27 protein-coding genes and 3 tRNA genes are annotated in these 25,618 nt (G+C 39.2%); 20 read left to right on the forward strand and 10 right to left on the reverse strand.

Annotated features, from left to right (window positions below):
- Positions 1–399: hypothetical protein (locus ACFSR3_RS02740; protein WP_379819621.1), on the forward strand; the 399-nt coding region annotated here is incomplete at its 5' end.
- A gap of 713 nt (positions 400–1,112) precedes the next feature.
- On the opposite strand, the gene ACFSR3_RS02745 is transcribed toward ACFSR3_RS02740, so the two are convergent.
- Positions 1,113–2,234 carry an acyltransferase family protein gene (locus tag ACFSR3_RS02745; protein ID WP_379819622.1) on the reverse strand — a complete coding sequence of 374 codons (1,122 nt, stop codon included), beginning with the start codon at positions 2,232–2,234 and terminating at the stop codon, positions 1,113–1,115.
- Positions 2,235–2,355: 121 nt separating this feature from the next.
- Between ACFSR3_RS02745 and ACFSR3_RS02750 the strand changes: the two genes are divergently transcribed.
- The 6 genes from ACFSR3_RS02750 to ACFSR3_RS02775 all read left to right on the forward strand — a co-directional run bounded on the left by ACFSR3_RS02750 (position 2,356) and on the right by ACFSR3_RS02775 (position 6,859).
- Positions 2,356–2,763: a hypothetical protein gene (locus ACFSR3_RS02750; protein WP_379819623.1), complete on the forward strand. Its 408-nt coding sequence runs from the start codon at positions 2,356–2,358 to the stop codon at positions 2,761–2,763.
- Positions 2,764–3,105: 342 nt separating this feature from the next.
- Positions 3,106–5,052 (forward strand): threonine--tRNA ligase, encoded by a 1,947-nt coding sequence (thrS, locus tag ACFSR3_RS02755; protein ID WP_379819624.1) that lies wholly within the window; start codon positions 3,106–3,108, stop codon positions 5,050–5,052.
- Between the two features lie 29 nt (positions 5,053–5,081).
- Positions 5,082–5,633: a translation initiation factor IF-3 gene (infC, locus tag ACFSR3_RS02760; protein ID WP_169521605.1), complete on the forward strand. Its 552-nt coding sequence runs from the start codon at positions 5,082–5,084 to the stop codon at positions 5,631–5,633.
- Positions 5,634–5,755: 122 nt separating this feature from the next.
- The gene (rpmI, locus tag ACFSR3_RS02765) at positions 5,756–5,953 is read left to right on the forward strand and encodes a 50S ribosomal protein L35 (protein ID WP_114757754.1); all 198 of its coding nucleotides are present in this window, start codon (positions 5,756–5,758) and stop codon (positions 5,951–5,953) included.
- A gap of 97 nt (positions 5,954–6,050) precedes the next feature.
- A complete protein-coding gene (rplT, locus tag ACFSR3_RS02770; protein WP_114757755.1) occupies positions 6,051–6,395 on the forward strand; it encodes a 50S ribosomal protein L20 in 345 nt (114 codons plus the stop codon).
- A gap of 104 nt (positions 6,396–6,499) precedes the next feature.
- The gene (locus ACFSR3_RS02775) at positions 6,500–6,859 is read left to right on the forward strand and encodes a hypothetical protein (RefSeq protein ID WP_379819625.1); all 360 of its coding nucleotides are present in this window, start codon (positions 6,500–6,502) and stop codon (positions 6,857–6,859) included.
- A 77-nt stretch (positions 6,860–6,936) separates the two neighbouring features.
- On the opposite strand, the gene ACFSR3_RS02780 is transcribed toward ACFSR3_RS02775, so the two are convergent.
- Positions 6,937–8,199: an asparagine synthetase B gene (locus ACFSR3_RS02780; RefSeq protein ID WP_169521403.1), complete on the reverse strand. Its 1,263-nt coding sequence runs from the start codon at positions 8,197–8,199 to the stop codon at positions 6,937–6,939.
- A 186-nt stretch (positions 8,200–8,385) separates the two neighbouring features.
- Here ACFSR3_RS02780 and ACFSR3_RS02785 point away from each other — a divergent pair, with 186 nt between their 5' ends.
- Positions 8,386–8,562 carry a histone H1 gene (locus ACFSR3_RS02785; protein ID WP_114757757.1) on the forward strand — a complete coding sequence of 59 codons (177 nt, stop codon included), beginning with the start codon at positions 8,386–8,388 and terminating at the stop codon, positions 8,560–8,562.
- Positions 8,563–8,973: 411 nt separating this feature from the next.
- Here ACFSR3_RS02785 and dnaB read toward each other — a convergent pair whose 3' ends face one another.
- The 5 genes from dnaB to tgt form a co-directional block, all read right to left on the reverse strand.
- Positions 8,974–10,515: a replicative DNA helicase gene (gene dnaB, locus ACFSR3_RS02790; RefSeq protein WP_114757758.1), complete on the reverse strand. Its 1,542-nt coding sequence runs from the start codon at positions 10,513–10,515 to the stop codon at positions 8,974–8,976.
- Between the two features lie 164 nt (positions 10,516–10,679).
- Positions 10,680–11,633, reverse strand: a complete 954-nt coding sequence (locus tag ACFSR3_RS02795) for an acetyl-CoA carboxylase carboxyltransferase subunit alpha (protein WP_114757759.1) — start codon at positions 11,631–11,633, stop codon at positions 10,680–10,682.
- Positions 11,634–11,709: 76 nt separating this feature from the next.
- The gene (locus ACFSR3_RS02800; protein WP_379819626.1) at positions 11,710–12,594 is read right to left on the reverse strand and encodes a DMT family transporter; all 885 of its coding nucleotides are present in this window, start codon (positions 12,592–12,594) and stop codon (positions 11,710–11,712) included.
- Complete coding sequence (locus tag ACFSR3_RS02805; RefSeq protein WP_114757761.1) at positions 12,581–13,657, reverse strand: LptF/LptG family permease; 1,077 nt, start codon at positions 13,655–13,657, stop codon at positions 12,581–12,583. The genes ACFSR3_RS02800 and ACFSR3_RS02805 overlap by 14 nt, the downstream gene beginning before the upstream one ends.
- Positions 13,658–13,683: 26 nt before the next feature.
- Positions 13,684–14,814: a tRNA guanosine(34) transglycosylase Tgt gene (tgt, locus tag ACFSR3_RS02810; protein ID WP_114757762.1), complete on the reverse strand. Its 1,131-nt coding sequence runs from the start codon at positions 14,812–14,814 to the stop codon at positions 13,684–13,686.
- Positions 14,815–15,152: 338 nt separating this feature from the next.
- On the opposite strand from tgt, the gene ACFSR3_RS02815 reads away from it, so the two are divergent.
- The 5 genes from ACFSR3_RS02815 (at position 15,153) to ACFSR3_RS02835 (ending at position 19,461) form a co-directional block, all read left to right on the forward strand.
- Entirely contained in the window at positions 15,153–15,293 is a 141-nt protein-coding gene (locus ACFSR3_RS02815) for a hypothetical protein (protein WP_379819627.1), read from the forward strand.
- 307 nt (positions 15,294–15,600) lie between these two features.
- Positions 15,601–16,926: a serine hydrolase domain-containing protein gene (locus tag ACFSR3_RS02820; RefSeq protein WP_379819628.1), complete on the forward strand. Its 1,326-nt coding sequence runs from the start codon at positions 15,601–15,603 to the stop codon at positions 16,924–16,926.
- Positions 16,927–17,099: 173 nt separating this feature from the next.
- Positions 17,100–17,948: a transketolase gene (locus tag ACFSR3_RS02825; RefSeq protein WP_114757765.1), complete on the forward strand. Its 849-nt coding sequence runs from the start codon at positions 17,100–17,102 to the stop codon at positions 17,946–17,948.
- A gap of 146 nt (positions 17,949–18,094) precedes the next feature.
- A complete protein-coding gene (locus ACFSR3_RS02830; protein ID WP_379819629.1) occupies positions 18,095–19,054 on the forward strand; it encodes a transketolase family protein in 960 nt (319 codons plus the stop codon).
- A gap of 170 nt (positions 19,055–19,224) precedes the next feature.
- Positions 19,225–19,461, forward strand: a complete 237-nt coding sequence (locus tag ACFSR3_RS02835) for a hypothetical protein (protein WP_114757767.1) — start codon at positions 19,225–19,227, stop codon at positions 19,459–19,461.
- Between the two features lie 418 nt (positions 19,462–19,879).
- Here ACFSR3_RS02835 and ACFSR3_RS02840 read toward each other — a convergent pair whose 3' ends face one another.
- Positions 19,880–20,872 carry a hypothetical protein gene (locus tag ACFSR3_RS02840; protein WP_379819630.1) on the reverse strand — a complete coding sequence of 331 codons (993 nt, stop codon included), beginning with the start codon at positions 20,870–20,872 and terminating at the stop codon, positions 19,880–19,882.
- Positions 20,873–20,972: 100 nt separating this feature from the next.
- On the opposite strand from ACFSR3_RS02840, the gene ACFSR3_RS02845 reads away from it, so the two are divergent.
- Entirely contained in the window at positions 20,973–21,365 is a 393-nt protein-coding gene (locus ACFSR3_RS02845) for an RNA-binding S4 domain-containing protein (protein ID WP_114757769.1), read from the forward strand.
- 52 nt (positions 21,366–21,417) lie between these two features.
- Entirely contained in the window at positions 21,418–21,918 is a 501-nt protein-coding gene (locus ACFSR3_RS02850) for a phosphoribosyltransferase family protein (RefSeq protein WP_379819953.1), read from the forward strand.
- Here the strand turns inward: ACFSR3_RS02850 and ACFSR3_RS02855 are convergent.
- Entirely contained in the window at positions 21,915–22,430 is a 516-nt protein-coding gene (locus ACFSR3_RS02855; protein ID WP_379819631.1) for a shikimate kinase, read from the reverse strand. The two genes, ACFSR3_RS02850 and ACFSR3_RS02855, sit on opposite strands and share 4 nt — an antisense overlap.
- 228 nt (positions 22,431–22,658) lie before the next feature.
- Here ACFSR3_RS02855 and ACFSR3_RS02860 point away from each other — a divergent pair.
- From ACFSR3_RS02860 to ACFSR3_RS02880, 5 genes are all read left to right on the forward strand, one after another.
- Positions 22,659–22,731, forward strand: a tRNA-Lys gene (locus tag ACFSR3_RS02860).
- Between the two features lie 35 nt (positions 22,732–22,766).
- Positions 22,767–22,839: transfer RNA gene (locus ACFSR3_RS02865), tRNA-Lys, on the forward strand.
- Positions 22,840–22,885: 46 nt separating this feature from the next.
- A tRNA-Leu gene (locus tag ACFSR3_RS02870) sits at positions 22,886–22,968 on the forward strand.
- 141 nt (positions 22,969–23,109) lie between these two features.
- A complete protein-coding gene (locus ACFSR3_RS02875; protein WP_379819632.1) occupies positions 23,110–23,931 on the forward strand; it encodes a hypothetical protein in 822 nt (273 codons plus the stop codon).
- 25 nt (positions 23,932–23,956) lie between these two features.
- Positions 23,957–24,850: a hypothetical protein gene (locus tag ACFSR3_RS02880; RefSeq protein ID WP_379819633.1), complete on the forward strand. Its 894-nt coding sequence runs from the start codon at positions 23,957–23,959 to the stop codon at positions 24,848–24,850.
- 181 nt (positions 24,851–25,031) lie between these two features.
- Here ACFSR3_RS02880 and ACFSR3_RS02885 read toward each other — a convergent pair whose 3' ends face one another.
- Positions 25,032–25,457 (reverse strand): VOC family protein, encoded by a 426-nt coding sequence (locus tag ACFSR3_RS02885; protein WP_379819634.1) that lies wholly within the window; start codon positions 25,455–25,457, stop codon positions 25,032–25,034.
- Between the last annotated feature and the right edge of the window lie 161 nt (positions 25,458–25,618).

The raw sequence follows: 25,618 nt of genomic DNA on the forward strand, positions 1-25,618 counted from the left end.
AGCGTTCATCCTGAGCCAGGATCAAACTCTTCATCGTATATTTTAATATTTTTACGATCTTTATTGCTAGGTCATGTTTTTTTTATGATAAGCGAGTATTTCTTACTCTCTCTTATGCTGTCAATCCAATATGTCTATGAACGTTTTCTTCTTGTTTTTTTCGCTTCTGAACTTTCGTTCTCAAAGCGGCTGCAAAAGTACAACTTCTTTTCTTCTACGCAAGCTTTTTTGAAAAAAAATTTCTTTCTAAAAAACTCAGCCGATTCAGAATTTCAAAAGCTTTTTCAGCATCCAGACCTTTCGGTTTGGGAGGGCAAAGATAAAATCTTTTTCCTTTTACTTCCAAGCTTTTTTCAAAACTTTTTTTTCAGTTATTTTCTACTCTTACATATAAGGTAAAAAATGCGTTTCATGTTTTCAAAGTCCGTCGCTCTTTTAGCGGATGCAAAGGTAAGCTTGTTTTTCTAACTCCCTAATCTTTTTTCATCTTTTTTTATTTTCTTTTTTCAAAGAATCCCTTTATTCACAAGGGTTAAGACGTTGTCAGGATATCAGTGAACTACTTCGTTATTGCGAGTGCAAAAGTAGCGCCTTTTTCCGCTTTGGCAAACTTTTACAAACCTTTTTTTGACATTTTTTTAACCTTTAGACTTAACTTGCTGATATTATATAGTTTGGAAGCGAAAGTTTTTTCAGGTTTTTTGCATCAGCAATCCGGATTCTTTGAAAATTATGCAAAAACTGGCTTTCTTTTAGTCCGCTAACTGAAAAATATGCAGCAAAATTTGTTTTCACACACCAAATACTTCCTGTCATATACAAAACTATACCACAATCCCGATAGTTATCGGGAACACAAAGAAGTCACAAAGATGCACAAAGACCTTTGTTTTGAATCGATAAAGCACACAAAGGGATGCGCCTACGGCACTTACATACATTATATATCCTTATTCTCCTTTTCTAGCCCCGATTGAAGCGGCATCCTGTCGACCCGCCGCGGCGAGGTAGGCAGATATAGCGTAAAGCGGGAAATAGCTCCTTATATATAGACACAAAAAATCCCGCCGGAGCGGGATTCACATATATAAGTGTATCTATTTTTGAATTTACTATGCCTTTTTCAGTAGCAGTTTTGCCGAAAGCCACTTTCTTACAGGCTCATCATAGAGTTTAAGACAGGCATAAGCCAGCGTTATCGAAGACACAAAAACCAACAGTGCTACAGGCCATGACTCAGCAAAGCTCTTATCATTGTCTTTTACCCAGGCGGTATACGTATATATAATAGGATAATGCGTAATATATATAGGATAGGAAATATCGCCAAAGAATTTACACACACGCTGCGCCATACTCCCCTCAACCGTTCCGCTTGCACCTATATATACTATAAGAGGAAAAATAAAGATGATCGAAAGTGAATCATACAGTCCATTTGCCCACAGGTTTTCGCTACCACCCACCCTCGGGAATGCCAGAACCGCAATAACCAAGAGACTGCTCCATAAAAAAGCATTACTGATATTACCCGGTTTTACGATGCGCTGCAACAGCAATCCGCCAAAGAACGGGAATAGCAGTCGGGCGAAACCAATATGCAATTGCTCTCCCGTAAGTGACCACCCTCCTATTACATCGCCGTTCGGACTTGTTACCGCCAAATGGATCAGGAAACATGCCGAAAGGAACACCACTATAGAAAGTACGGTTTTTGAAAAGTTCTTTACAAACAGCGCATACAGTATATTACCTACATATTCAAAAAACAGCGACCATGCGGGTCCGTTAAGAGAGTGCATCTCGCCCCAACCACGCAAGTCCATAGACGGTGGTAGTGGTAATACTGTACAACCGATGATCATTACCAGCAGCATTTTCCATACCGGGACTTCGCTGATTCCCGGAAACACTACCGAATCCTGGAAGTAGAAAAACACTGCTCCTACTATCATACCCATTACAACCATTGGCTGCAGGCGTATGAGTCGGCGTTTGAAGAAATCTTTCAACGTCATGGTTCCCCAACGGTCGTCGTAGGCATAGCCAATTACAAATCCGGATAACAGGAAAAAGAAATCGACTGCGAGATACCCGTGGTTAATGAACTGGTCGAGGTGACTGGTAGCATGGGTTTCAAAAATATGAAAGGCTACCACCATAAGGGCAGCAACTCCGCGGAGTCCGTCAAGAATAGGATAATGGGGTTTGGATTGTAATGTTCCTGTTGTCATTGAATAGTGTTTTATTGGAATCGCAAATAAAAACAATATTCAGTGATTGTGGGAATAATTTACCTATACATGAGTACAGCAGAATACTTATATTTGATAAGCTATAAACAATTACATCAAAATGAACAAGCTCACCACTACAACTATATTAATGGCAATAATTTCTCTATTTAGCTGTACTCCTGATGAGCGTAAATTTATTGGCGATTATCATATTGACCATCCTGTCTGGTTTGACAAAACAACTATAAATCATGATGAAATTCTAACATTAAACCAAAATCATGAATTCGAATTATCAGGTGACAGCACTAACACCCCTTTACATGGTATCTGGAAACTTGAAAAATCCTCTTACCAAAAAGGATCATCAGGAAGACATGAACCTCAGACAACAATTTCTTTCACAAACAACAATACAACCATTACAGCCGAACTAAGAGGAAACATATTTTATTTTCAACATCCAAACGTTTTCAGACCTGAAAAACACAAACATATATTATATGTGAGAATGAATAATAGATAAGATTCCCAATTCCGGTGCGAACGTCACGCCCATATCTAAATAATTAAAAGACACAAAAAGAGCCTCGTGTCAACTAGAAAAACTCATATCCACAAGAGATTGCCACGTCGTTCCTCCTCGCAATGACAGGACGTAAAGATAACCGCGAAGCCCTAGCCCCGATAGAGCCGGTATCCTCGCAGCGTAGCGGAGAGATAAAGGCGACAGCGGGAAAAAGCTCCCCACAAAACCCACCCATTTTAACCATCTATAAAATAATGTAAAACAATTCGTAATGCCTTAACATATATATTGTATGTGTAAAGGCATTACGTTATATTTGCGCTTTATAAATTTTTACTAATGATAAATATTACATTACCGGACGGTTCAGTCAAGCAATTTGACGCTGGGGTAACTCCTATGGATGTTGCCATGAGTATTAGTGAGGGATTAGCAAGGAACGTTATATCAGCTTCCTTCAATGGTACAACTATTGAGACCAAGACCCCACTGACGACGGACGGTTCGTTAGTATTATACACATGGAATGACAAAGAGGGTAAAAAAGCCTTCTGGCACTCTACTTCGCACGTTATGGCGCAGGCGTTACAGGAAATGTACCCTGGTATCAAGCTTACTATTGGCCCTGCTATCGAAAATGGTTTTTACTATGATGTAGACTTTGGCGACCATTCTATTTCTGACAAAGACTTTAAAGCTATTGAAGATAAGGTTCTTGAGATTTCAAGAGGCAAATATGAGTTCAACATGCGTTCGGCTACTAAGGCTGAGGCACTTGCATTCTACAAAAACGAGAACAACCCGTACAAAACGGAACTTATAGAAAACCTTGAAGACGGTACAATTACGTTCTGCGACCACGCTACGTTTACCGATCTTTGCCGTGGCGGACACATTCCGAACACAGGTATTATCAAGGCATTCAAGATCATGAGCGTTGCCGGTGCTTACTGGCGCGGTGATGAGAAGAACAAACAGCTTACACGTGTGTATGGTATTTCTTTCCCTAAACAGAAAGACCTTACCGAGTACCTTGAACTTCTTGAAGAGGCTAAAAGACGTGACCACCGTAAGCTTGGTAAAGAGCTTGAGCTTTTCACGTTCTCTCAGAAAGTAGGTCAGGGTCTGCCATTATGGTTACCAAAGGGTGCTGCCCTTCGTGACCGTCTTGAGCAGTTCCTTAAAAAAGCACAGAAAAAAGCCGGATATGAGCAGGTGGTAACACCGCACATCGGGCAAAAAGAATTATATGTAACATCAGGCCACTACGCTAAATATGGCGCAGACAGCTTCCAGCCTATCCACACACCTAATGAAGGTGAGGAATTTTTGCTGAAGCCAATGAACTGCCCTCACCACTGTGAGATATACAATGCTAAGCCTTGGTCGTACAAAGACCTGCCGAAGCGTTATGCTGAATTTGGTACCGTATACCGTTATGAGCAGAGTGGTGAGCTACACGGTTTAACACGTGTTCGCGGATTTACTCAGGATGATGCACACATCTTCTGTACACCGGATCAGCTTGATGCGGAGTTCAAAAATGTAATCGACCTGGTACTTTATGTATTCAGTTCATTAGGTTTTGAGAACTTCAGCGCACAGATTTCACTTCGTGATAAAGAGAACAGAGAGAAATACATCGGTTCTGAAGAGAACTGGGAGAAAGCAGAAAACGCTATCATCAATGCGGCACGCGACAAAGGACTTAACACTGTAGTAGAATATGGCGAAGCGGCTTTCTATGGCCCTAAGCTTGACTTTATGGTAAAGGATGCACTTGGCCGTCAGTGGCAGTTAGGCACAATTCAGGTAGACTACAACCTTCCTGAGCGTTTTGACCTGACATACAAGGGTTCAGATAACGAACTTCACCGTCCGGTTATGATCCACCGTGCGCCATTTGGTTCAATGGAGCGTTTTATCGCGATTTTACTTGAAAATACAGCAGGAAACTTCCCGATTTGGCTAATGCCGGAACAGGCTATCATATTGTCTTTGAGCGAGAAATATGAAAATTATGCTAAAAAAGTTTTACAATTGCTGGAAAATCACGAAATTCGCGCCCTAATTGACAACCGTAACGAAACGATAGGCAAGAAAATACGTGATGCTGAAGTTCAGAAAATGCCGTATATGCTTATTGTTGGTGAGGAAGAAGAGAAAAACGGAACGATTTCTGTACGTCGCCACGGTGACTCAGGCAAGTCGAACCAATCGATGACAATTGAAGAATTTGCTGCTGCAGTACAGCAGGAAATAGATAAAACATTAAAAGCATTCTAAGTTTAACTTAAATTTTTAAAGCCATAGCAATTAGAAACAACAGAGGCTTCCAGCCTCGAGTAGAGAAAAAAGATGCGCATAGAACTAATGCTGCAATCCGTGTCCCTGAAGTAAGGCTTGTTGGGGACAACGTAGAGCCGGGAGTTTACAAAACTTCTGTAGCACTACAAATGGCAGAAGAGCAGGAAGTGGATTTGGTGGAAATTTCGCCAAACGCCGAACCGCCCGTATGCAAAATTATGGATTACAAAAAGTTTCTTTACGAACAAAAGAAACGCGATAAGATGCTTAAGGCGAAGTCTACGCAGATTACCGTAAAAGAAATACGTTTCGGACCTCAGACAGATGAGCACGATTACGAGTTCAAAAGAAAGAATGCTGAGAAGTTCCTTAAAGAAGGTTCTAAACTAAAAGCATTCGTATTCTTTAAAGGACGTTCTATCATTTATAAAGAGCAGGGACAAATCTTACTATTAAGACTTGCAACTGATCTTGAAGAATGGGGAAAAGTAGAAGCTATGCCTGTTCTTGAGGGTAAGAGGATGATCATGTTCATCGCTCCTAAGAAAAAGAAAGCTTAGTTTTAAAGTTAAATGTTGAAATATCTTTAAAGTTGCGTGCGTAACATTATAACATTACAACTTTCAAACATTAGAACTAAAAAGATAAAGTAAGTAAGAGTAAATTCAAATACAGGAACAAAATGCCTAAAATGAAAACTAAATCCTCAGCTAAGAAACGTTTCAAAGTTACTGGCTCAGGTAAAATCAAAAGAAAGCACGCTTTTAAAAGTCACATCCTGACTAAAAAATCTAAAAAGCGTAAGCTAGCGCTTACTCACTCTGCGCTTGTTCACAAGACAGACGAAAGAAGCGTTAAACAGCAATTAAGATTAATCTAATAGCTGTTTCGGTTAAAACAAATTAATAACCCTGGAGCATGGCCACTAAGTTCCCGAAATAATTTCAGGACGCCTGCTACAAAAAAAAAGTAAAATTATGCCAAGAGCAGTAAATTCAGTAGCTTCAAGAGCTCGTAGAAAAAGAGTATTAAAGCAAGCCAAAGGTTTCTTTGGAAGACGTAAAAACGTTTGGACAGTAGCGAAAAACGCGGTAGAAAAAGCAATGGCTTATTCTTACCGTGACAGAAAACAAAAGAAAAGAAACTTCCGTGCTCTATGGATCATGCGTATCAACGCTGGTGCACGTCTTCACGGAATGAGCTATTCTCAATTCATCGGTAAAGTTAAAGCAAATGGTATCGAATTGAACCGTAAAGTTCTTGCAGATCTTGCTGCTAACCACCCTGAAGCGTTTACAGCTATCGTAAACCAAGTTAAATAATTCGTCTATAAACAATATATTTATTCTTACTTACATAAAGAACCCGTTCAGCAATGAGCGGGTTTTTTGTTTACTTTTATTGTAGCAATCCTAAATCATCAACTATGAAAACTGACCGCTACACTAAAATCATCCTGACCATCATCGCTTTTTGCCTTGTCGTAAATACCTTTGAGAAACTGGATATCATACCTAAGGCATACGCCAATGCTCCAACCACCACTCCTATCACCACAGTAAGCGAACCTAAATACGGTCTTGTTCCACTAAATGAGGACGGTAGTATCACTGTAAAAACGACTTCACCTATGGATGTAAACATCACTGGGGTCCGTACAAGTGATGACTTAAAAGTAAATGTTTCAGGTATAAACACCAGCAATAGCCTTAATGTAAATGTAAACCTTGAAAAGATTGCCGGTTCTTCTGCTTATGGAGGATTGCCGGTTAAGGTGATAAAATAAAAAAACGGCTCAATTGAGCCGTTTTTTATTTATAATTTCAGACATAAAAACATCGGACTTCCGACATCCGACAAAAACTACGTTTTCAATTTCTTCTTCCTTGCAGCAGGGAATAATACATTGTTAAGGATAAGTCGGTAACCCGGAGAATTAGGATGCAGGTCAAGAACCGTTGGCGCATCGCCTACCCTATGCTGATAATCTTCAGGATCATGACCACCGTAATAGGTAAACATCCCTTTGCCTTTTGTGCCGTGAATATAACGTGCTTCACCCGTTTGTTTGTTCTCACCCATAACCAATACGTTCGATTTTACCCTGTCGGCCTTAAAAGCAGTAGTCTGCCCCATAAAACCTTTTATAAGTTGCGTATGGTTTTGACACAGCATCGACGGAATAGGATCCCACTTCGCTGAATAATCCATAAGCGTAAAATAATCTTTATCCATCATTATGGTACGTCCATTGGTAGTATCGATATCTGAGAACTCATAAACCTGCGGATTGCGTTCCAATATAAAATCCTTAAAAGCAAATGAATTATTATAGTCAATTTGCGACTGATAGTTCGGCTGGCTCGCATCACCATCAAACATCGGTTCGCATATATCTACTCCTTCAGCAGAAAGCGCAATATCAAAACTATCTGTTGCAGAACACATGGCAAACATGAATCCGCCACCAATAACAAAGTTTCTTATTTTTAAAGCAACAGCCAGTTTCTCCTGCGATACTTTAGCATAACCAAGTTTGGCAGCCAGAGCCTCGGCATCTTTCTTTTGTTCAATATACCAGGGTGCATTACGGTATGCCCCAAAGAACTTACCATACTGTCCTGTAAAATCCTCATGATGCAGGTGCAGCCAGTCGTATAACAAAAGAGCATCGCTAAGTACCTCTTCGTCATAAATGGCAGTAAACGGAATCTCAGCATATGTAAGTACCATTGTTACGGCGTCATCCCATGGTTGTTTTCCGGGTGGTGTATATACTGCGATCTTAGGTGCTTTTTCAAGAATTACATTCTCCATATTTTGCGACGGACTGCTTATCTCATCCAGGATCGCATTGGCTTCGCCATCGCTCAGTACTTCAAAGCTCACGCCACGTATCTGGCATTCACGACGAATCTGATCGGCATCCGGCAATAAAAAAGAGCCTCCTCTGTAATTCAGGAGCCAGTTAGCCTTATAGCTTTTGTCAAGCGCCCAATAGGTAATCCCGTAAGCCTTAAGATGGTTCTGCTGTGAAGTCTCGTCCATAGGCAGCAATATCATAGAAGCTTTCGCCGAAAACCCCATAACAAGCAGCAGGATAATACATATTCTTTTGAATGCCATTTTCATTGTTTTAGTAAATCCAAAGATACTAAACTAACGACAGAAATTGAAGCGTATTATCATCAGAAAGGAAAACAAACAATTAAGTAAAAATTTAAGAAGAAAATAACATCAAAAAAACGTAAAAACCCTTGTATATACAGCAAAAACGCTATTTTTGCAACCTAATTTAATCATAAGCAAACCATGAAAGAATTGTTTTCTCAAATCAACGCGGAAATCGAAAAATTCAAAGCTGAAGCTGAGCTTCACATCGAAAAAGGTAACAAAGCAGCTGGAACAAGAGCTCGTAAATCGGCACTTGAACTAAGCAAACTTCTAAAAGACTTCAGAAAAGTATCTGTTGAAGAGTCTAAAAAATAATTGAAAAAGCCGCTTTAAAGCGGCTTTTTTTTACGATTCGACTTATGAGCTTCGGAGAAGCGACATATTTATAGTTATATGTAAGTCTAGTACACAAGAAGCTCCGGAGGAGCGGTATATAAATTATTTATATGCCGCTCCTCCGGAGCTTCTGCTTTTGTCACTACAATCTCCTATAAATATCTCGTCCCTCCGGGACTTAATAAATATTCATATTTATAATAAAAATGCACCGCTTCCCACGGTGCATTTATAGTTTAATGTTTAGTTGATGGATGATGCCGTCTTAATCGTTTACAGTGATATGTTCGGCACCGTTAACATCCATTTGTCGTATGGCTTCGCTTATCACGAAGTCGTCATGTGTAGTTTTCCCCATATATTGTTCGGTTAGGTGGTTATCTCAATTTCTTAGAACGGAACATCGTCATCGTTAGACGGACCGCTATTCATGTTACTGCCAAATGCATCATTTGCCGATGGCAGATTCTTGATGAAATCATTATTACTGTTCATGCTCGAAGGCAATTCATCGAATGGTGAGCCAAAATCGTCAAGGTTGTCAAATTTACCAAGGCTTCCCACGAACTTGAGCCTGATGTTATCCAATCCACCGTTACGGTGTTTTGCTACGATAAATTCTGCCTGACCCTGTGTTGGCGAACGCTCTTCATCATCCCATTCATCAATTTTATAGTATTCAGGTCGGTAGATGAACGATACGATATCCGCATCCTGCTCAATCGCACCCGACTCCCTTAGATCCGATAGCAGCGGTCGCTTACTCGAACCCCTGGTCTCTACCGCACGCGATAACTGCGAAAGTGCAATTACCGGAACGTTAAGCTCTTTGGCCAATGCCTTAAGCGTTCTCGAAATGGTCGAGATCTCCTGCTCACGGTTACCTCCTCCTTTTCCGCTTCCTCCGGCAGTCATCAGCTGAAGGTAATCGATAATAATCATCCTGATACCATATTGTGATGCCAGCCTTCGTGTTTTTGCTCTAAGGTCAAAAATGGAAAGCGACGGTGTATCATCTATATAGAGCGGCGCTTTTTCAAGATCTTTTACTTTAATACTCAATTGCTCCCACTCGTGCTTTTCAAGCTTACCGGTACGCAGTTTTTCTGAAGAAAGTCCCGTTTCACTCGAAATAAGACGGGTAATAAGCTGTACCGAGGACATCTCCAGCGAGAATACGGCTACTCCGTGACCATAGTCAATGGCAATATTACGCGCCATAGAAAGTACAAACGCGGTCTTACCCATACCCGGACGTGCTGCAATAATGATAAGATCGGAAGGCTGCCAGCCTGAAGTAAGTTTATCAAGATCGTGGAAACCTGTTGCCACACCACTCAAACCTTCTTTTCCGGCAATCTCTTCAATACGTTTCTTAGCCTGTATAACTAAGCTTTGTGCAGTTTCAGAGCTTCGTTTGATGTTACCCTGGGTAACTTCATATAGTTTTGATTCAGCTTTATCAAGCAGGTCGAATACATCGGCAGTTTCATCATACGATTCCTCAATAATTTCGCTTGATATCCTGATAAGGCTTCGCTGAATGTATTTTTGAAGTATAATCCTCGAGTGGAACTCAATGTGAGCCGAAGAAGATATCTTTTGCGTAAGCTGGATAAGATAGAAATCGCCACCAGCCAGCTCAAGTTTTGCATTCTTTTTAAGCTGTGCAGATACTGTTAACAAGTCAATAGGCTGTGTATCGTTAAAAAGCTGTACGATTGCTTCATAAATATGCTTGTGGGCATCTTTGTAAAAGGCATCCGGCTGCAGGATATCAATAACATCGTCAACCCCTTTCTTGTCAATCATCATGGCACCCAATACCGCCTCCTCAAGGTCGAGCGCCTGTGGTGGCAGCTTGCCTTTTTCGAGGTTGATAATGGTTGTCTTATCAACTTTTACCGGGTTTACGTTTCTGAGATTATCCATATCGCTAAGGTAAAAATTTTTATTAGGGTTGCGTTAAGCAATTGTTAAGAGTAGCTGTTGATAACTAACTCATTACCTGTTAATAAACAGGGGTGGGTTTGTTGATAACCCAAAAAAAATCCGAAACCGTAGGGCTTCGGACTAATTAATGCTATTATGGCTTATTATTCCTTGAATTCGCCCATTTTGCTGTACTTATCCATTCTTTGAGCAATTAGCTCCTCTGTTGATAAGTCTTTCAGTTCATTGAATCCTTTAAGGATATATTTTTCAACTTCTTTAAATGCATTTTCCCTGTCGTAGTGAGCACCACCAAGCGGTTCAGGAATAATGTCATCAATAAGTCCGTTCTTTTTCATATCGTCAGCTGTTAGCTTAAGTGCTTCGGCTGCCTGCTCCTTAAATTCCCAGCTTCTCCAAAGGATCGAAGAACATGATTCAGGCGAAATTACAGAGTACCATGTGTTTTCCATCATGTATACTTTATCACCTACACCTATACCAAGTGCTCCTCCCGAAGCTCCCTCTCCTATTATAACGGTAATAATAGGTGTTTTAAGGCGTACCATCTCTAAAATATTTCTTGCGATAGCTTCTCCCTGTCCTCTTTCTTCAGCTTCAAGCCCTGGATAAGCACCCGGGGTGTCTACTAAAGTTACTACAGGAACACCGAATTTCTCAGCCATTTTCATAAGACGAAGGGCTTTACGGTAACCTTCTGGGTTTGCCATACCAAAGTTACGGTATTGGCGGGTTTTTGTATTATGTCCTTTTTGCTGACCAATGATCATGAATGACTGTCCGCCGATTTTAGCAAGTCCTCCCACCATCGCTTTATCATCTTTAAAGCTGCGGTCGCCAAAAAGCTCAAGGAAAGTATCTCCTGCAAGTGCTTTAATGTGATCCAGCGTGTAAGGACGGTTAGGGTGTCTTGACAGCTGAACCTTTTGCCATGCAGTAAGATTCTTATATATTTTCTTTTTAGTCTCTTCCAGTTTTTCTTCGATCTGTTTGCATGTGGCAGATACATCCACGTCAGACTCCTGGCCTATAATTGTACACTTATCCAGTTGGTCTTCAAGTTCCTTGATAGGAAGTTCAAAATCTAAATATTCCATAGTATGGCAGATTTTTAATTTTATTGCGAAATGCAAAGATAAAACTTTAAGCGATTTAGGAAATACCAATCGCCATTTAGTTTACTTTTTTCGTCCTGTTTTTTAGTATTCCATTGAGTATCACAGTACTCAGTATTATAGCCGCCCCGATATAAAACCAAAAGCTCATTTGTTCACTGTCCTTAAACACGATCAAAGCAAGAATTATCCCATAAATGGGTTCCATGTTTATCGTTAGCATAACCGTATAAGGCGTTAGGTATTTCATAACGTGTACCGATGCTATAAAAGCGTAGGCTGTACAAAATGAACCCAGTACAAACAACCACAACCAGTCATTAGCCGATACCATAAAGAATTCCGGTGTAAAGCTACCTGAGAACAAAAGGTATAAGGAGAAAAAGAATACCCCTCCCAATAACTCATAAAATGAGATGGTTACAGGACTGTATTGTGTTGCATATTTTCCGTTGATGATTGAGAACGATGCCGATAGGAATGCAGATGAAAGCGCCAGCAATATTCCGCTAAGATAATTACCTTCAAAGTGAAATATCATATACAGACCGCCAATGACAAGCAACCCGAAAAGCACTTCATACAGAATTACTTTCCTGCCAAAGAATATAGGTTCCAGCAACGATGCAAAAAAAGCACCCGTAGACAAACATGCCAGCGTAACCGATACATTAGAAACCTTTATAGCCTGAAAAAATGTAAACCAGTGCAGGGCTATAACCAGTCCAGCAATAAGAAAACCTATTAGTGTTCTAAAGGGAATTTTTAACGGAGCCTTGGTAACAGCCGCATAAATGGCTGTAATACCTACGGCTATACACATCCTAAACCAAACCAACGGCAGGGCGTCAAGTGTAATGAGTGCACCAAGTACTGCGGTAAAACCCCAGATGAACACTATAAAATGAAGGTGCAGGTAGTTTTTTAGCTTAACGTCTTGCATTGCGTAACAGATATATAGCCAGTATTCCGAAAGCAAAGTTAGGAATCCATACAGCAAGGAACGGACTCATGCTTGATTTTTCGGCAAGGGTACCAAATACTTTATCGACAAAGATGTAAACGAATGCCAGGGCAATACCCAAGGCAAGGTTTACCCCCATACCGCCACGGCGTTTCATAGACGATACCGCCACCGCAATAACCGTAAGGATAAACGCCGAAATAGGGATACTATACTTTCTGTAGAGCACCACATAATAAGCATTTATATTACCCGATCCACGGTCTTTTTCTTTTTCTATAAACTTGTTGAGCTCGCCAAGAGTCATTGTTTCGGCGGCATATATAGTTGGTGTAAGATCATCCGGCTTAAAGTTGAATTTGAATTTCTTCTCTGGTTCAGACTCCAGCTTATCCCCCATAGCCCCAACTGTTCTTTTATTATATCCAGTTAATGTATAAGTGCTGTCTTTCTCATTCCATTTTATAGAAGAAGCATTGATCTTATAAACAAGCTTGTTATCCTTAAAATTCTCAAGGTTAAAGTTGTAACCCATTTTATCGAGATAATTAAAATGACTTACATAGATATACTCATTATCGCTAATTTGCTTGTACACCTCGGTACTTTGCCGTGTTTCAGGGTTATTTTTCAGATAAGTATACCTAAAATCGTTAAAACCCTTACTCGCGCTCGGTACAAAGAAGATACCCATTACCAATGCCAACACGCATACTATAGATGCCCCCATGATATAAGGCCTTAAAAACCTCATATAAGAGATACCAGAACCTAATACAGCAATAATCTCGGTATTATTGGCAAGCTTAGAGGTAAACCATATTACCGAAAGAAAGAGCATTATAGGAAAAAGCATATTAGCAAAATAGATGGTAAAGTCGCCATAATAGCCGGCAACTTTCATAAAAGGCACTTTTTTAGCCAATATCTTATTGATTTTTTCGGATACGTCAATCACTATACCAATAGGTATAAACATGATGAGCATTACAAAAAAGGTGGCCAGGTAACGTTTTAAAATGTACCAGTCTATTATTTTCAAAGGATAAATGCTTTTAGATTATATACTTAAAGTCTTTGGCTCATATTTCTCACCATCATCTCCTTCCACTCACGGAAATCTCCTGCTAAGATATGCTTTCTTGCTTCACGAACCAACCACATATAAAAACCAAGATTGTGAATGGTAGCAATCTGTTTACCAAGGAATTCATCCGATGCAAAAAGGTGTCTTAAATACGCCTTAGTATATTCGGTATCTACAAAAGTAATGCCCATTTCGTCTATTGGAGAGAAATCGTCAGCCCACTTCTTATTTTTGATATTAATGGTTCCGTTAGCTGTAAACAACATTCCGTTACGGGCATTACGTGTAGGCATAACACAGTCGAACATATCAACCCCAAGGGCAATATTCTCAAGTATATTTATAGGTGTACCCACTCCCATCAGGTAACGTGGTTTGTCTTCCGGAAGAATGCTGCATACTACATCGGTCATTGCATACATCTCTTCGGCAGGCTCGCCAACAGAAAGTCCGCCAATGGCATTACCCACTGCACCGGCATTAGCAATATATTCAGCAGATTGTGCCCTTAGGTCTTTATAGGTACTACCCTGAACAATTGGGAAGAACGCCTGGCTGTAATCGTATTTATACGGAACTTTTTCAAGATGCGTGATGCATCGGTCTAACCAGCGGTGCGTCATGTGCATAGAGCGTTTTGCATAACGGTAATCGCATGGGTAAGGCGTACATTCGTCGAAAGCCATAATGATATCGGCACCAATGGTACGCTGAATTTCCATTACGCTCTCCGGCGAAAAGAAATGGTACGAGCCATCGATATGCGATTTGAACTTAACCCCTTCCTCCTTAATCTTTCTGTTAGCCGAAAGTGAATATACCTGATACCCGCCACTATCGGTAAGGATAGGTCGGTCCCAGTTCATGAACTTGTGCAGTCCGCCTGCTTTTTCAAGAATTTCAGTACCCGGACGAAGGTAAAGGTGATAGGTATTCCCAAGAATGATATCAGGGTTGATATCGTTCTTAAGTTCGCGCTGGTGCACGCCTTTTACGGTACCTGCCGTACCCACAGGCATAAATATAGGAGTTTCGATAACACCGTGATCGGTAGTTATGCTGCCCGCTCTGGCTTTACTTTGCGGGTCTTTAGTGATTAAGTCAAATTTCATGGCTCTCTTTTACAGGGCGCAAAGATAGGCAATTGTTTTGAGTTTGTTGTTTAGAGTTTAGGGTTTGAGGTCGGATGCCCGGATAGGCCTCCCCCAACACTTCTACAAAAGAGAGGGGAGCCAGCTTCACTCATAACTATTGCCTATTGCTGTAAACCTTGCGACTTTGAAACTTTGAGACTTTGAAACTGTTATGTCAACACATATGATACAAAATAATATTGCACTTTTTGTTCGTGATATTCAGCATTACATCTTTAACCCATTAAAAACAAAACCATTAAACAGTAAAATCAGCTACACCTCAAAAATCTCTCCTTTCATCATATGTTTTGCATATGGAAAATGAAAGTGATATTGAAAATGTAATTGTAAATGAATTTGATTTTGAACATGGTATTGTAATTGTAATTTTTAGGAAAGAGGGGTGCGGGGAGAAAACCATTAAAAAGCCGCAAAGTGGCAAAGTTGCAAAGTGACAAAGTTTTGCTGAAAAGGCAACTTCAGTAAACAGCTAAATATCGTTCGTACCTTTGCAGTCAGGTTTAGGGTTACTACTGTTGCTTAATAACAGAACGCGGATGACGCGGGTTTGAGCGGATAGACGCGGATTTTACCACATAGCCCTGCAAACTGAGACTGAATACTGAATACCGTCCGGGGATAAGATGGAACGATAAGGTCTTTGAAACTTTGAAACATCAACATCCGACTTCGGACTCCCTACTTCCGACATCGGACTTCCTATCAAAAATCACTACATTTGAGAATTCAATGCAAACAAAAATGAAAAACAAAATCATACTTACCTTAGGCTCCATCCTTACCGCCACTACCCTATTAGCCCAAACACCGGACAAAACCAAACTGGATCAGTACATGGACATTCTTGAAGCTAACAACAAATACATGGGTAGCGTAGCCATAGCCAAAGACGGAAAGATAATTTACAGCCGTTCGACAGGCTTTGCCGATGTTGAGAACAACAAAAAGAATACAGCAGCAACAAAATTCAGGATAGGGTCTATCTCAAAAATGTTTACCGCAACTATGGTATTTAAAGCCATTGAAGAAAAAAAACTGAAGCTGACTGACAAGCTCGACACTTATTACCCTAACATTCCCGAAGCTTCTACTATTACCATTGCGCAAATGCTGAGCCATCGTTCGGGTATTCATAACTTCACTAACGATCCGTCGTATTATGCCTGGTCTAACATTCCTCAGACAGAAGCCCAGATGATCGAAAACATTACACGCGGCGGAAGCGATTTTGAGCCTGACACAAAAGCCGATTACAGTAACGCTAATTATGTTTTGCTATCCTACATTCTTGAAAAAACATACAAGAAACCATACAAGGAACTGCTTAACGAAAAAATCATTAAGCCCCTTAAGCTAACCAACACCTATATGGGCGGAAAGATAAATCCTGCTGCTAACGAAGCTAACTCTTACGGATATATGGGGAAATGGGAAAAAGACATGGAAACCGATATGTCTGTACCAATGGGCGCCGGAGCTGTTGTATCTAACCCTACAGATCTTTCTCAATTTATAGAGGCGCTTTTTTCAGGAAAACTGGTATCACAGGCAAGTCTTGAGCAAATGAAAACCCTTCGCGATGAATATGGCATGGGAATGTTCCGTTTTCCTTTTGAAGAAAAGAAATCATACGGACACAGTGGCGGTATAGATGGCTTTACATCGTTCCTTGCTTACTTCCCTAACGAAAAAGTAACTCTTGCCATGACATCTAACGGTGCCAACATGAACACCAACGACCTTAGCATAAACCTGCTTAGCTGGGCTTTTGGCAAGCCATTCGAAATCCCTGAATTTAAAACATACAATTATACGACAGCAGAACTTGATCAGCTGATTGGTATTTATACCAATACCCAAATGCCTGTGAATTTTGTTATCAGCACCAACGGAAAAATATTATCTGCACAGGCGAGCGGCCAGCAGTCTTTTCCGTTAGAATCGGCCGAGAAAAATATTTTCACCTTCTCTCCTGCCGGTATTACCATAACATTTTATCCTGAAACGAAACGTTTTATCATAGAGCAGGGAGGCGGTTCTTATACCTTTACCAAAAAAGAAGACTAAACACATTAGTGCTTTTTATAAAAAACTGAGATATTCCCGTAAAAATCATTGTTTTACGGGAATATTTTTATTTATAAACACCTCTTTCATAACTTTTTGGAAATGTGGAATGTACAGCTTCCTAAATCGAAATATCTGATTATCTTTGCACCAGTTTAACTTTAACAGATAAAATGAAGCCTAATACACAACAACTTAACGATTTAACGATTCAGGTAAGAAGGGATATCCTTCGTATGGTGCATGCGGTAAACTCAGGTCACCCTGGAGGATCGCTTGGCTGTACAGAATTTTTAGTAGCCCTTTACCAGGTTATTATGGACCGTAAAGAAGGATTTGACATGGACGGTATCGGCGAAGATGTATTCTTCCTTTCAAACGGACACATCTCACCTGTATTCTACAGCGTTCTTGCACGCAGCGGATACTTCCCGGTATCTGAGCTTGCAACTTTCCGTCACATCAACTCAAGGCTTCAGGGCCACCCAACTACTCACGAAGGGCTTCCGGGTGTACGTATGGCTTCAGGATCTCTTGGACAGGGAATGAGCGTAGCCGTGGGTGCTGCTCAGGCTAAAAAACTTAACGGAGACAACCACCTTGTATACAGCCTTCACGGTGATGGTGAACTTCAGGAAGGTCAAAACTGGGAAGCTATGATGTATGCTTCTGCTTATAAAGTAGACAACTATATCGCTACAATCGACCTTAACGGTAAACAAATTGATGGTTCTACAGACGAAGTACTTAACATGGGAAGCATCAGCGCAAAATTTGTTGCTTTTGGATGGGAAGTAGTAGAAATTCAACAAGGTAATAATATCGAGGCTATCCTTGCAGGTATGGCAGATGCTAAATCAAGAACAGGTAAAGGAAGACCGGTATGTGTGCTTCTTCATACTGAAATGGGTAATGGTGTAGACTTTATGATGCATACGCACGCATGGCACGGTAAAGCGCCAAACGATGAGCAGCTTCAAAAAGCGTTTGACCAGAATGCAGTAACCCTTGGTGATTATTAATAGATTTTAGATTTGAGATATTAGATTTGAGACATTAGACCGAAGATAATAGATAATAGACCTGAGAACTTTTCTCAATACTAAAATCTCAATACTCACTACTAAGTTCTCAATACTAAAATCTCACTACTCAATACTCGAAAAAGATGAAAAAATATACAAATACAGGAAGTAAAGATACCCGTTCTGGTTTTGGTGCGGGACTAACTGAACTTGGAAAAACAAATGAAAATGTAGTTGCCCTTTGTGCTGACCTTATCGGGTCGCTTAAAATGGACGACTTTAAAGCAAATCACCCTGAGCGTTTCTTTCAGGTAGGTATCGCTGAAGCTAACATGATTGGTATGGCTGCAGGTCTTACCATTGGTGGAAAGATTCCTTTTACAGGTACTTTCGCTAACTTCTCTACAGGAAGGGTATATGACCAGATCCGTCAGTCGGTTGCTTACTCAGACAAAAACGTAAAAATTTGTGCTTCTCACGCTGGTCTTACACTAGGTGAAGATGGTGCAACTCACCAGATACTTGAAGACATAGGTTTGATGAAAATGCTTCCGGGCATGACAGTAATCAACACTTGTGATTACAACCAGACAAAAGCAGCTACCATCGCTATCGCTGAGCACCACGGACCTGTTTACCTACGTTTCGGACGTCCATCAGTACCAAACTTCACTTCTGAAACAGGAGAGGATTTTGTTATCGGAAAAGCAATGATGCTTAACGAAGGTACTGATGTAACTATCGTAGCTACAGGACACCTTGTATGGGAAGCTCTTGTTGCTGCTGAGGCTCTTGAAGCTAAAGGCATCTCTGCAGAGGTTATCAACATCCACACAATCAAACCACTTGATGAAGAGGCTATCCTTAAATCAGTAGGTAAAACAGGATGTATCGTAACTGCTGAAGAACACAACATTCTTGGCGGACTTGGAGAAAGCGTTGCACGTGTACTTGCACTTAACAACCCTGCTCCACAGGAGTTCGTAGCGGTTAATGACAGCTTTGGAGAATCAGGAACACCGGCTCAGCTTATGGAAAAATATAAGCTAAACAATGGTGCTATCGTTGAAGCTGCTGAAAAAGCAATAAGCAGAAAGAAATAATTTTCTTTTACTCATATAAAGAATCCCGTTCGAAAGAGCGGGATTTTTTTGTTACCTGACTTTCGCCCACAACCATAAACTTAATCTGCACAACATTACCTTAATGATTACGTAATTTTAAAAGCTGCGGCCAGTGTTATATTTGTGCCCCAATTTTTAAAATTACACTAATGAACGAGAAATTAATAGAGGTTTTTACAATTTTTATAACATCTGAAGATAAAGTAAAAGCCGAAGAAAACTTTAACCTTCTCATAAGTTACTTCACAGCAATAAACAAAGACACTACTCATTTTGCCAGATTAAAATATACTTTTTTCAATTACGACCCTTTTGAGATTATAGGAATTAAATCTGCCCTGAGGCTGGAATTTGAAAACCTAAGCGGAATAAAGCTACCACTGTAGGTGTTTTAAGAAAAAATACACATGAAAATTCAATATTTAAACTAAAAACAAATATTAACTTTAAGTAAAGCCTAATATCACTGTGTTATCAAAATTTTACCACTACGCATTTCACCTGATTATTCATGCATTTCGTCGTTTTAGGCTTTTTTCTGACTAATATTTTTCCTTTATTTGAGTAACCAAAAACAGAAGATTAATTTAGCTAAATCCCCCTTACTATGAAAACACTACTAAAACACTACTACACAGCACTTATTCTTGTTCTTTTCCTGTCTGATTTTTGCCAGGCATAAATAAACGACAATATTAGGATTTGGATAATCCGACTAAAATCCAAACACTGAAACATATAAAATAAAAAATCCCATCAGCCTCAACGACTGATGGGATTTTTCATTTATAGCTTTTCACTACCCTAATTGGCAACTCCGCCTCTACAGGTATCATCCATATATTTAGGAACCGGTATCTCCCTGGTGCTGTTAGGACATCTGAATTCTTCTTTAACAGTACCGTTTTCATCCAGCATTTCGTCATAAGTATAATATTGGTTTGTGCTTGGTAAACCATTTATTACTTTTCTTATCTCATCTTTAGTAAGAAATCCATCACCATCATCATCAACATCAGCATAGTTAGGAACACCATCACCATCGGTATCACTAAATACAACCGGTATTTTTTTCCATTCACCGGTTTCATCATCCTTACCCCATTCAAACTCATCTTTATTCAATATCCCGTCTCCATCAATATCGGTATAAGTAACATCAAAAAGCTGGAACGAAAATACCAGGCAAGAATAAGCAGGTATACTGGCTCTTGAACCATTAAAATAAGCTAAGCCTGAAGGTAAAAATACCGCTCCCGCTCCATAATCTGTAAAAGACGCCGGCTCACCACCGTTACCTTCTATATATGTTCCTGAATTGAAGAACGGAAAAATATCCTGCCAGCCTGAAATCGTTTCACTTAACGAGAAATTTGTTCCTCCAACTACCGGAGCAATATCAAATTGGGTTCCATCAAGCAATGTACCTCTATAGTTAACATTAACATCATCAACACCTGATGGAGCATCTCCAACGCCCTGACGGAAAGTAAGATAATAAATAGTATAATCTATACTGTTTCTTGTAACAACAGTGCTCTTTAAAGGATATGTAGTATTATCCCATATTGAAGGTTCGGTAACTCCGTCAGTAATTTCAGGAAAAGTTGTCTGATAATTAGTTTCGTCAAGAACGATATAATGTGTTTTCAGGAACTTAACTATACTATCGGTATCAGCAGCATTCTGAACTCCATAATCTCTTGGAGGAGTCGCAGTAACATCGTCGTCATTTCCACATGAAGCAAAAATGGCAATAAACGCTATAAGGCTGAAGGCCTTTAAAAATCTCTTCATCGTAATTTTTTTTAATGGGCGCAAGATACAATTTTCATTTGGAACCCGTTTAGAATTCTTATTTTTGTAATGCTAATAACAGCGATTTTTACGAATTAGTATGAGGATTGACAAATATTTATGGTGTGTTCGCTACTATAAAACACGCAGCATTGCAACACAAGCCATACAAAAAGGACATGTAACTGTAAATGGCCAGCAAGCAAAGGCATCACGCGATGTTTTCCCGGGAGATAAAGTCACTGTACGTCGTGACCAGATAAACTATATACTCCAGGTGTTAGACATTCCTGCAAATCGTGTCGGACCCAAACTGGTAGACATTTACCGCAAGGACGAAACCCCGGCAGAGGCATTTGAGCATCTGGAACTACTTAAACTTTCTAAAGCACATTACCGCGCTACAGGAACCGGAAGGCCTACTAAAAAAGACCGCCGTGATCTTGACGAATATGGCATGGATTTTAACGACGACGAATTCGACAACGAATAAAATCCATAAAGGAAGCCAACAGTTTTTTTATCTTTGATACAAATTATACCCTATAATGAAAAACATCATCCTTACACAACAGGAAATAGACCATAAAACAAGACGTATTGCTTACCAGATATACGAAACCTTCCCTGATGACACCGAAGTTGTTATTGCAGGAATTTCAGCCAATGGTTATTTGTTTGCACAAAAACTTGCCGCTGAAGTAGAAAAGATATCGGAGATAAGAGCTACACTTTGTGAGGTAAAAATAAACAAGCAGCAACCGCTTGACCCGATTGAAACCTCGCTTAAACCTGAAGAATATGCCAACAAAAGCCTTATACTGGTTGATGATGTACTAAACAGCGGCACTACCCTGATATATGGTGTGAGGCATTTTCTTAATGTTCCGCTTAAGAAATTCAAGACAGCAGTACTTGTAGACCGTAATCACAAACAATACCCGGTTAAAGCCGACTTTAAAGGATTATCGCTTTCTACATCATTACGCGAAAACGTTCAGGTAGTTTTAGGCACCAACGAACAATACGCTTATCTGGAAGATTAAATAAGCTTCATAATCTCGTTTACAACCTCATCCGGCGATTTACCGTCGGTAGCTACCACATGCTTTGCCTGATGGTAATAATAACTGCGCTCAAAAAGGTGCTGCCCAATAAACTCGTCGAGTTCTTCCTCTTTAAGGGCATCTAACAGCGGACGCAGACCTTTTTGGGCTTTAAGGCGGTTTACAATCTCCCCTATTCCCGTTTTAAGATATACCGACACTACATCGTCACGTTGCATTACCAAATGATTATTGGCATATACAGGCGTTCCGCCCCCTAAACTTAAAACGAAGCCCTCAGATTCATTTACTATAGTAGTTAGGGTTTGGTGTTCCAGTTTACGGAATTTGATCTCTCCGTCCTCTTCAAATAACTTCGAAATGGTCTTTCCGGTGTTTTTTTCTATTACCTCATCAAGGTCGATATAGGTTAAATTGGCTTTTTTTGACAAAAGTTTTGCTGTTGTCGTTTTGCCGGAAGCCATATATCCACACAAAATCACTTTTTTCATACTGCAATTTTAATTACTTTTTTTGTGAGAAGCCCTTATTTCATTCAAAATAATGCTCAATTATAAGTTAAGGTTAAAATGAAGTAAAATTTTCTTTCGCAATAAGCCCCTATAAATAAAGGCGTTAAAAAAAATAATGAAAAAAATCGCAAATTTCTCGCAGAAACGCTTTGAATAATGAAATAATGATGCGTATATTTGCACCCGCATTCAGGGAATGAAATAACAGACTCGGTAGCTCAGCTGGTAGAGCACATCACTTTTAATGATGGGGTCCTGGGTTCGAATCCCAGCCGGGTCACAAATAAGACCTGATTTTATTTTCTGAAATGCAATGACTCGGTAGCTCAGCTGGTAGAGCACATCACTTTTAATGATGGGGTCCTGGGTTCGAATCCCAGCCGGGTCACAAAAAGTTAAGCTTACGCTTAACTTTTTTTGTTTATACTACCTTTGGCCACGTGGAGGAATTGGTAGACTCGCCATCTTGAGGGGGTGGTGCTCACAAGGCGTATGGGTTCGAGTCCCATCGTGGTCACAGAATAAATAAAACCGCAACAGGAAAATAAAGCTTGCTTTAAATTTTGCTGTTGCGGTTTTTATTTTAAACCCAACCTTGAAATAGCAATATTTAAAAATCTCATATATTAGCTACAAAACCAATAACCCCTAATACAAAATGAGATCAGTAAACTATACTCCCGAATTTAAGGAAGTTATTCAACTTGCAACAGAAAAAAAATTATTTATCGGCTCTGGAAATCCCAATTCAAAAATATTAATCATAGGCAAAGAAGCTGCTATAGATATAGAAAAATCAGCTGACCAACACGAACGAGAATTCCTGAAAAACTGTATTGATTGGGACTACAATCATTCAACTAACAAACAATTTACAGATGTGGAAAGCTGGTTCATTGAAAACAAATACAATCCTCTTTATTCTTATAAGGGACAAAAAAACAAAATTCGAAGAGTCAATAAAGAAAATAAAGCTATTAGCGGCGATGGGGGAACAAGTAAAACTTGGTACAACTATCAAAGAATAATAGATAAAATTTACTTCAACGATGTACAGAATCTTATCATCAATTTCCATGAATATTCTTTTTCTTCGGAATTAAGCCAAGAAACTGGCAGCTACAGCAGAGATATTCCAAAAAATAAAAGAGCTGAAAGTATAGGGCTTCGAAAGGAATTGTTTACAACTCCTTTTTTTAGAAAATTCCCTATCACTATTGTGGCAGTTGGACACTATGTTAGAGATTTTGACATTGACTTACAAAATCTTTTCGAAATAAAATTTAATAACGAACATTCGGAAAAGTTATCAGAAGGTCTAAACAGAGAGTATATCAATATTCATTACGACAATCCCGAAAAGCCTACAAGATTATTAATCCATACTAATCAATTAAGTATGGTCAGTAATGAATTGATAAATAGATTAAGCAGAATTTGTAGAGATTTTGAAAGCAATCTATCACTTTTTAGCAATTAGAGTTTAAAACTAATAACATAAAAACATGTCATTTATAATTGGAAAAAAGCAGCTTAGGACTATTCTATTTTTTGCTGACACAAAAGTAAGTATTGATATTATTGATGATACCATTTCTGGGGGGAACAAAATGAGAGTAAACCCTATGCAAGGAATACTTAAAACCTATATACTAAATTCCAAGTTGTGCATCAGCTTTGCTGGTAAGGTCGAAAACTGCTTAAACATCATACAAAAATGTAAAGAAATAGAACTTCCTAATATTCCGTTTTTTTTACAAAACGAATTATTGATTAGCAATGATGATAATTCAGAATTTATTGTCGGAATTTCAGAGATTTCTAAAACTTTCATGTATAAAATTAATTCATCCACGATTGAGCAAGGGGAGACTTTTTGGACAGGAGAAAAAGAAGGCTTCAAAGAGTATCAAACATATTTTCATAATCCTGAAAATTATTGTGAAAACAAATTCACACAAGCTGGTAATGCATTTAATGAACTTATTCAAAATACAAAAGTTATGTCGATTGGTGATTTCATTGTTGAAACAGTTTATGAAGTAGATCTTAACTCATTTATTTATTGTGAAAGAATGCAAGGATTCAGAGGAGAAAGAGTTATTCAAATCAAGCAGCAAGAAACAACCGCTTTAGATATACAAGGATCAAATGAAATAGGAAGTTTTCATGTTTCAAACTTAGTATCAAGAAATCCTAATAAACCTGCGGTAGCTATTTATTTTCAATTAGCAAATTCCGGTATTTTATTTACTCCAGAATATTGTTTAAAAAATAATGGCTGTGGAGAAATTTTCACTGGAAGTGACATTAATCAATTTGTAAAAGAAATTTATGATAAATATGAAATCAAGATTGAAGGTTTTACCTTAATAAACAGTCGTATCGTCAAAATATAAGTAGTGCCGTTTATGATAACTCCTTCCAATTCCCTATAACATTTTATACCTCCTAGTGAAGTAAAAAACTAAAACCCCTTTAAATTATGCTGTTGCGGTTTTTATTTTCAAAGCGGAACTTTGGGGAAGCCGCGAAGCAGAATCCCATTCGTAATATTATTTACTCTTAGTAATTACTTAATTACTTACCCGGTATAAAATCAACCATCCACTCAATACCGTATTTATCCCTGAACATCCCAAAGTAAGAACCCCACGGACTGTCTCCAATAGGAAATTCTACAGTACCCCCGGCTGAAAGGCCATTGAATAATTTATCGGCCTCTTCTTTACTCGCTGCGCTAATCGCAATTTTACTCCTGTTCTCATTTTCATTTACTCTTCCTAAAGATGCAGGAACATCATTTCCCATTAGCAGGTTGCCACCAATAGGCAGGGCGATATGCATAATTTTGTTTTCGTCTTCCGTTGGCACCGGAAATTCAGGACCAGCCAGATCTTTCAGGCGAACAACATTTGTAAACGCTCCGCCAAATACTGATTTGTAAAATGTAAACGCTTCTTCGGCATTACCGTTGAAGTTAATATGAGGATTGATTATTGCCATTACTTTTGCTTTTAAGTTTCTCAAATTTATCCATTAACCATGAAATAACTAAGGTACAAAAGAGCCAAAAGAGAGGGGCATTTACGTCATCGAACTGTATTGCGAAATACGATGAAAGGTTTGTAAATTAAATTTTTGTCCTATTCTCCCCTCCCGCTTGT

It is taken from the genome of Flavobacterium suzhouense, assembly GCF_042684765.1.
GTDB lineage: Bacteria > Bacteroidota > Bacteroidia > Flavobacteriales > Flavobacteriaceae > Flavobacterium > Flavobacterium suzhouense.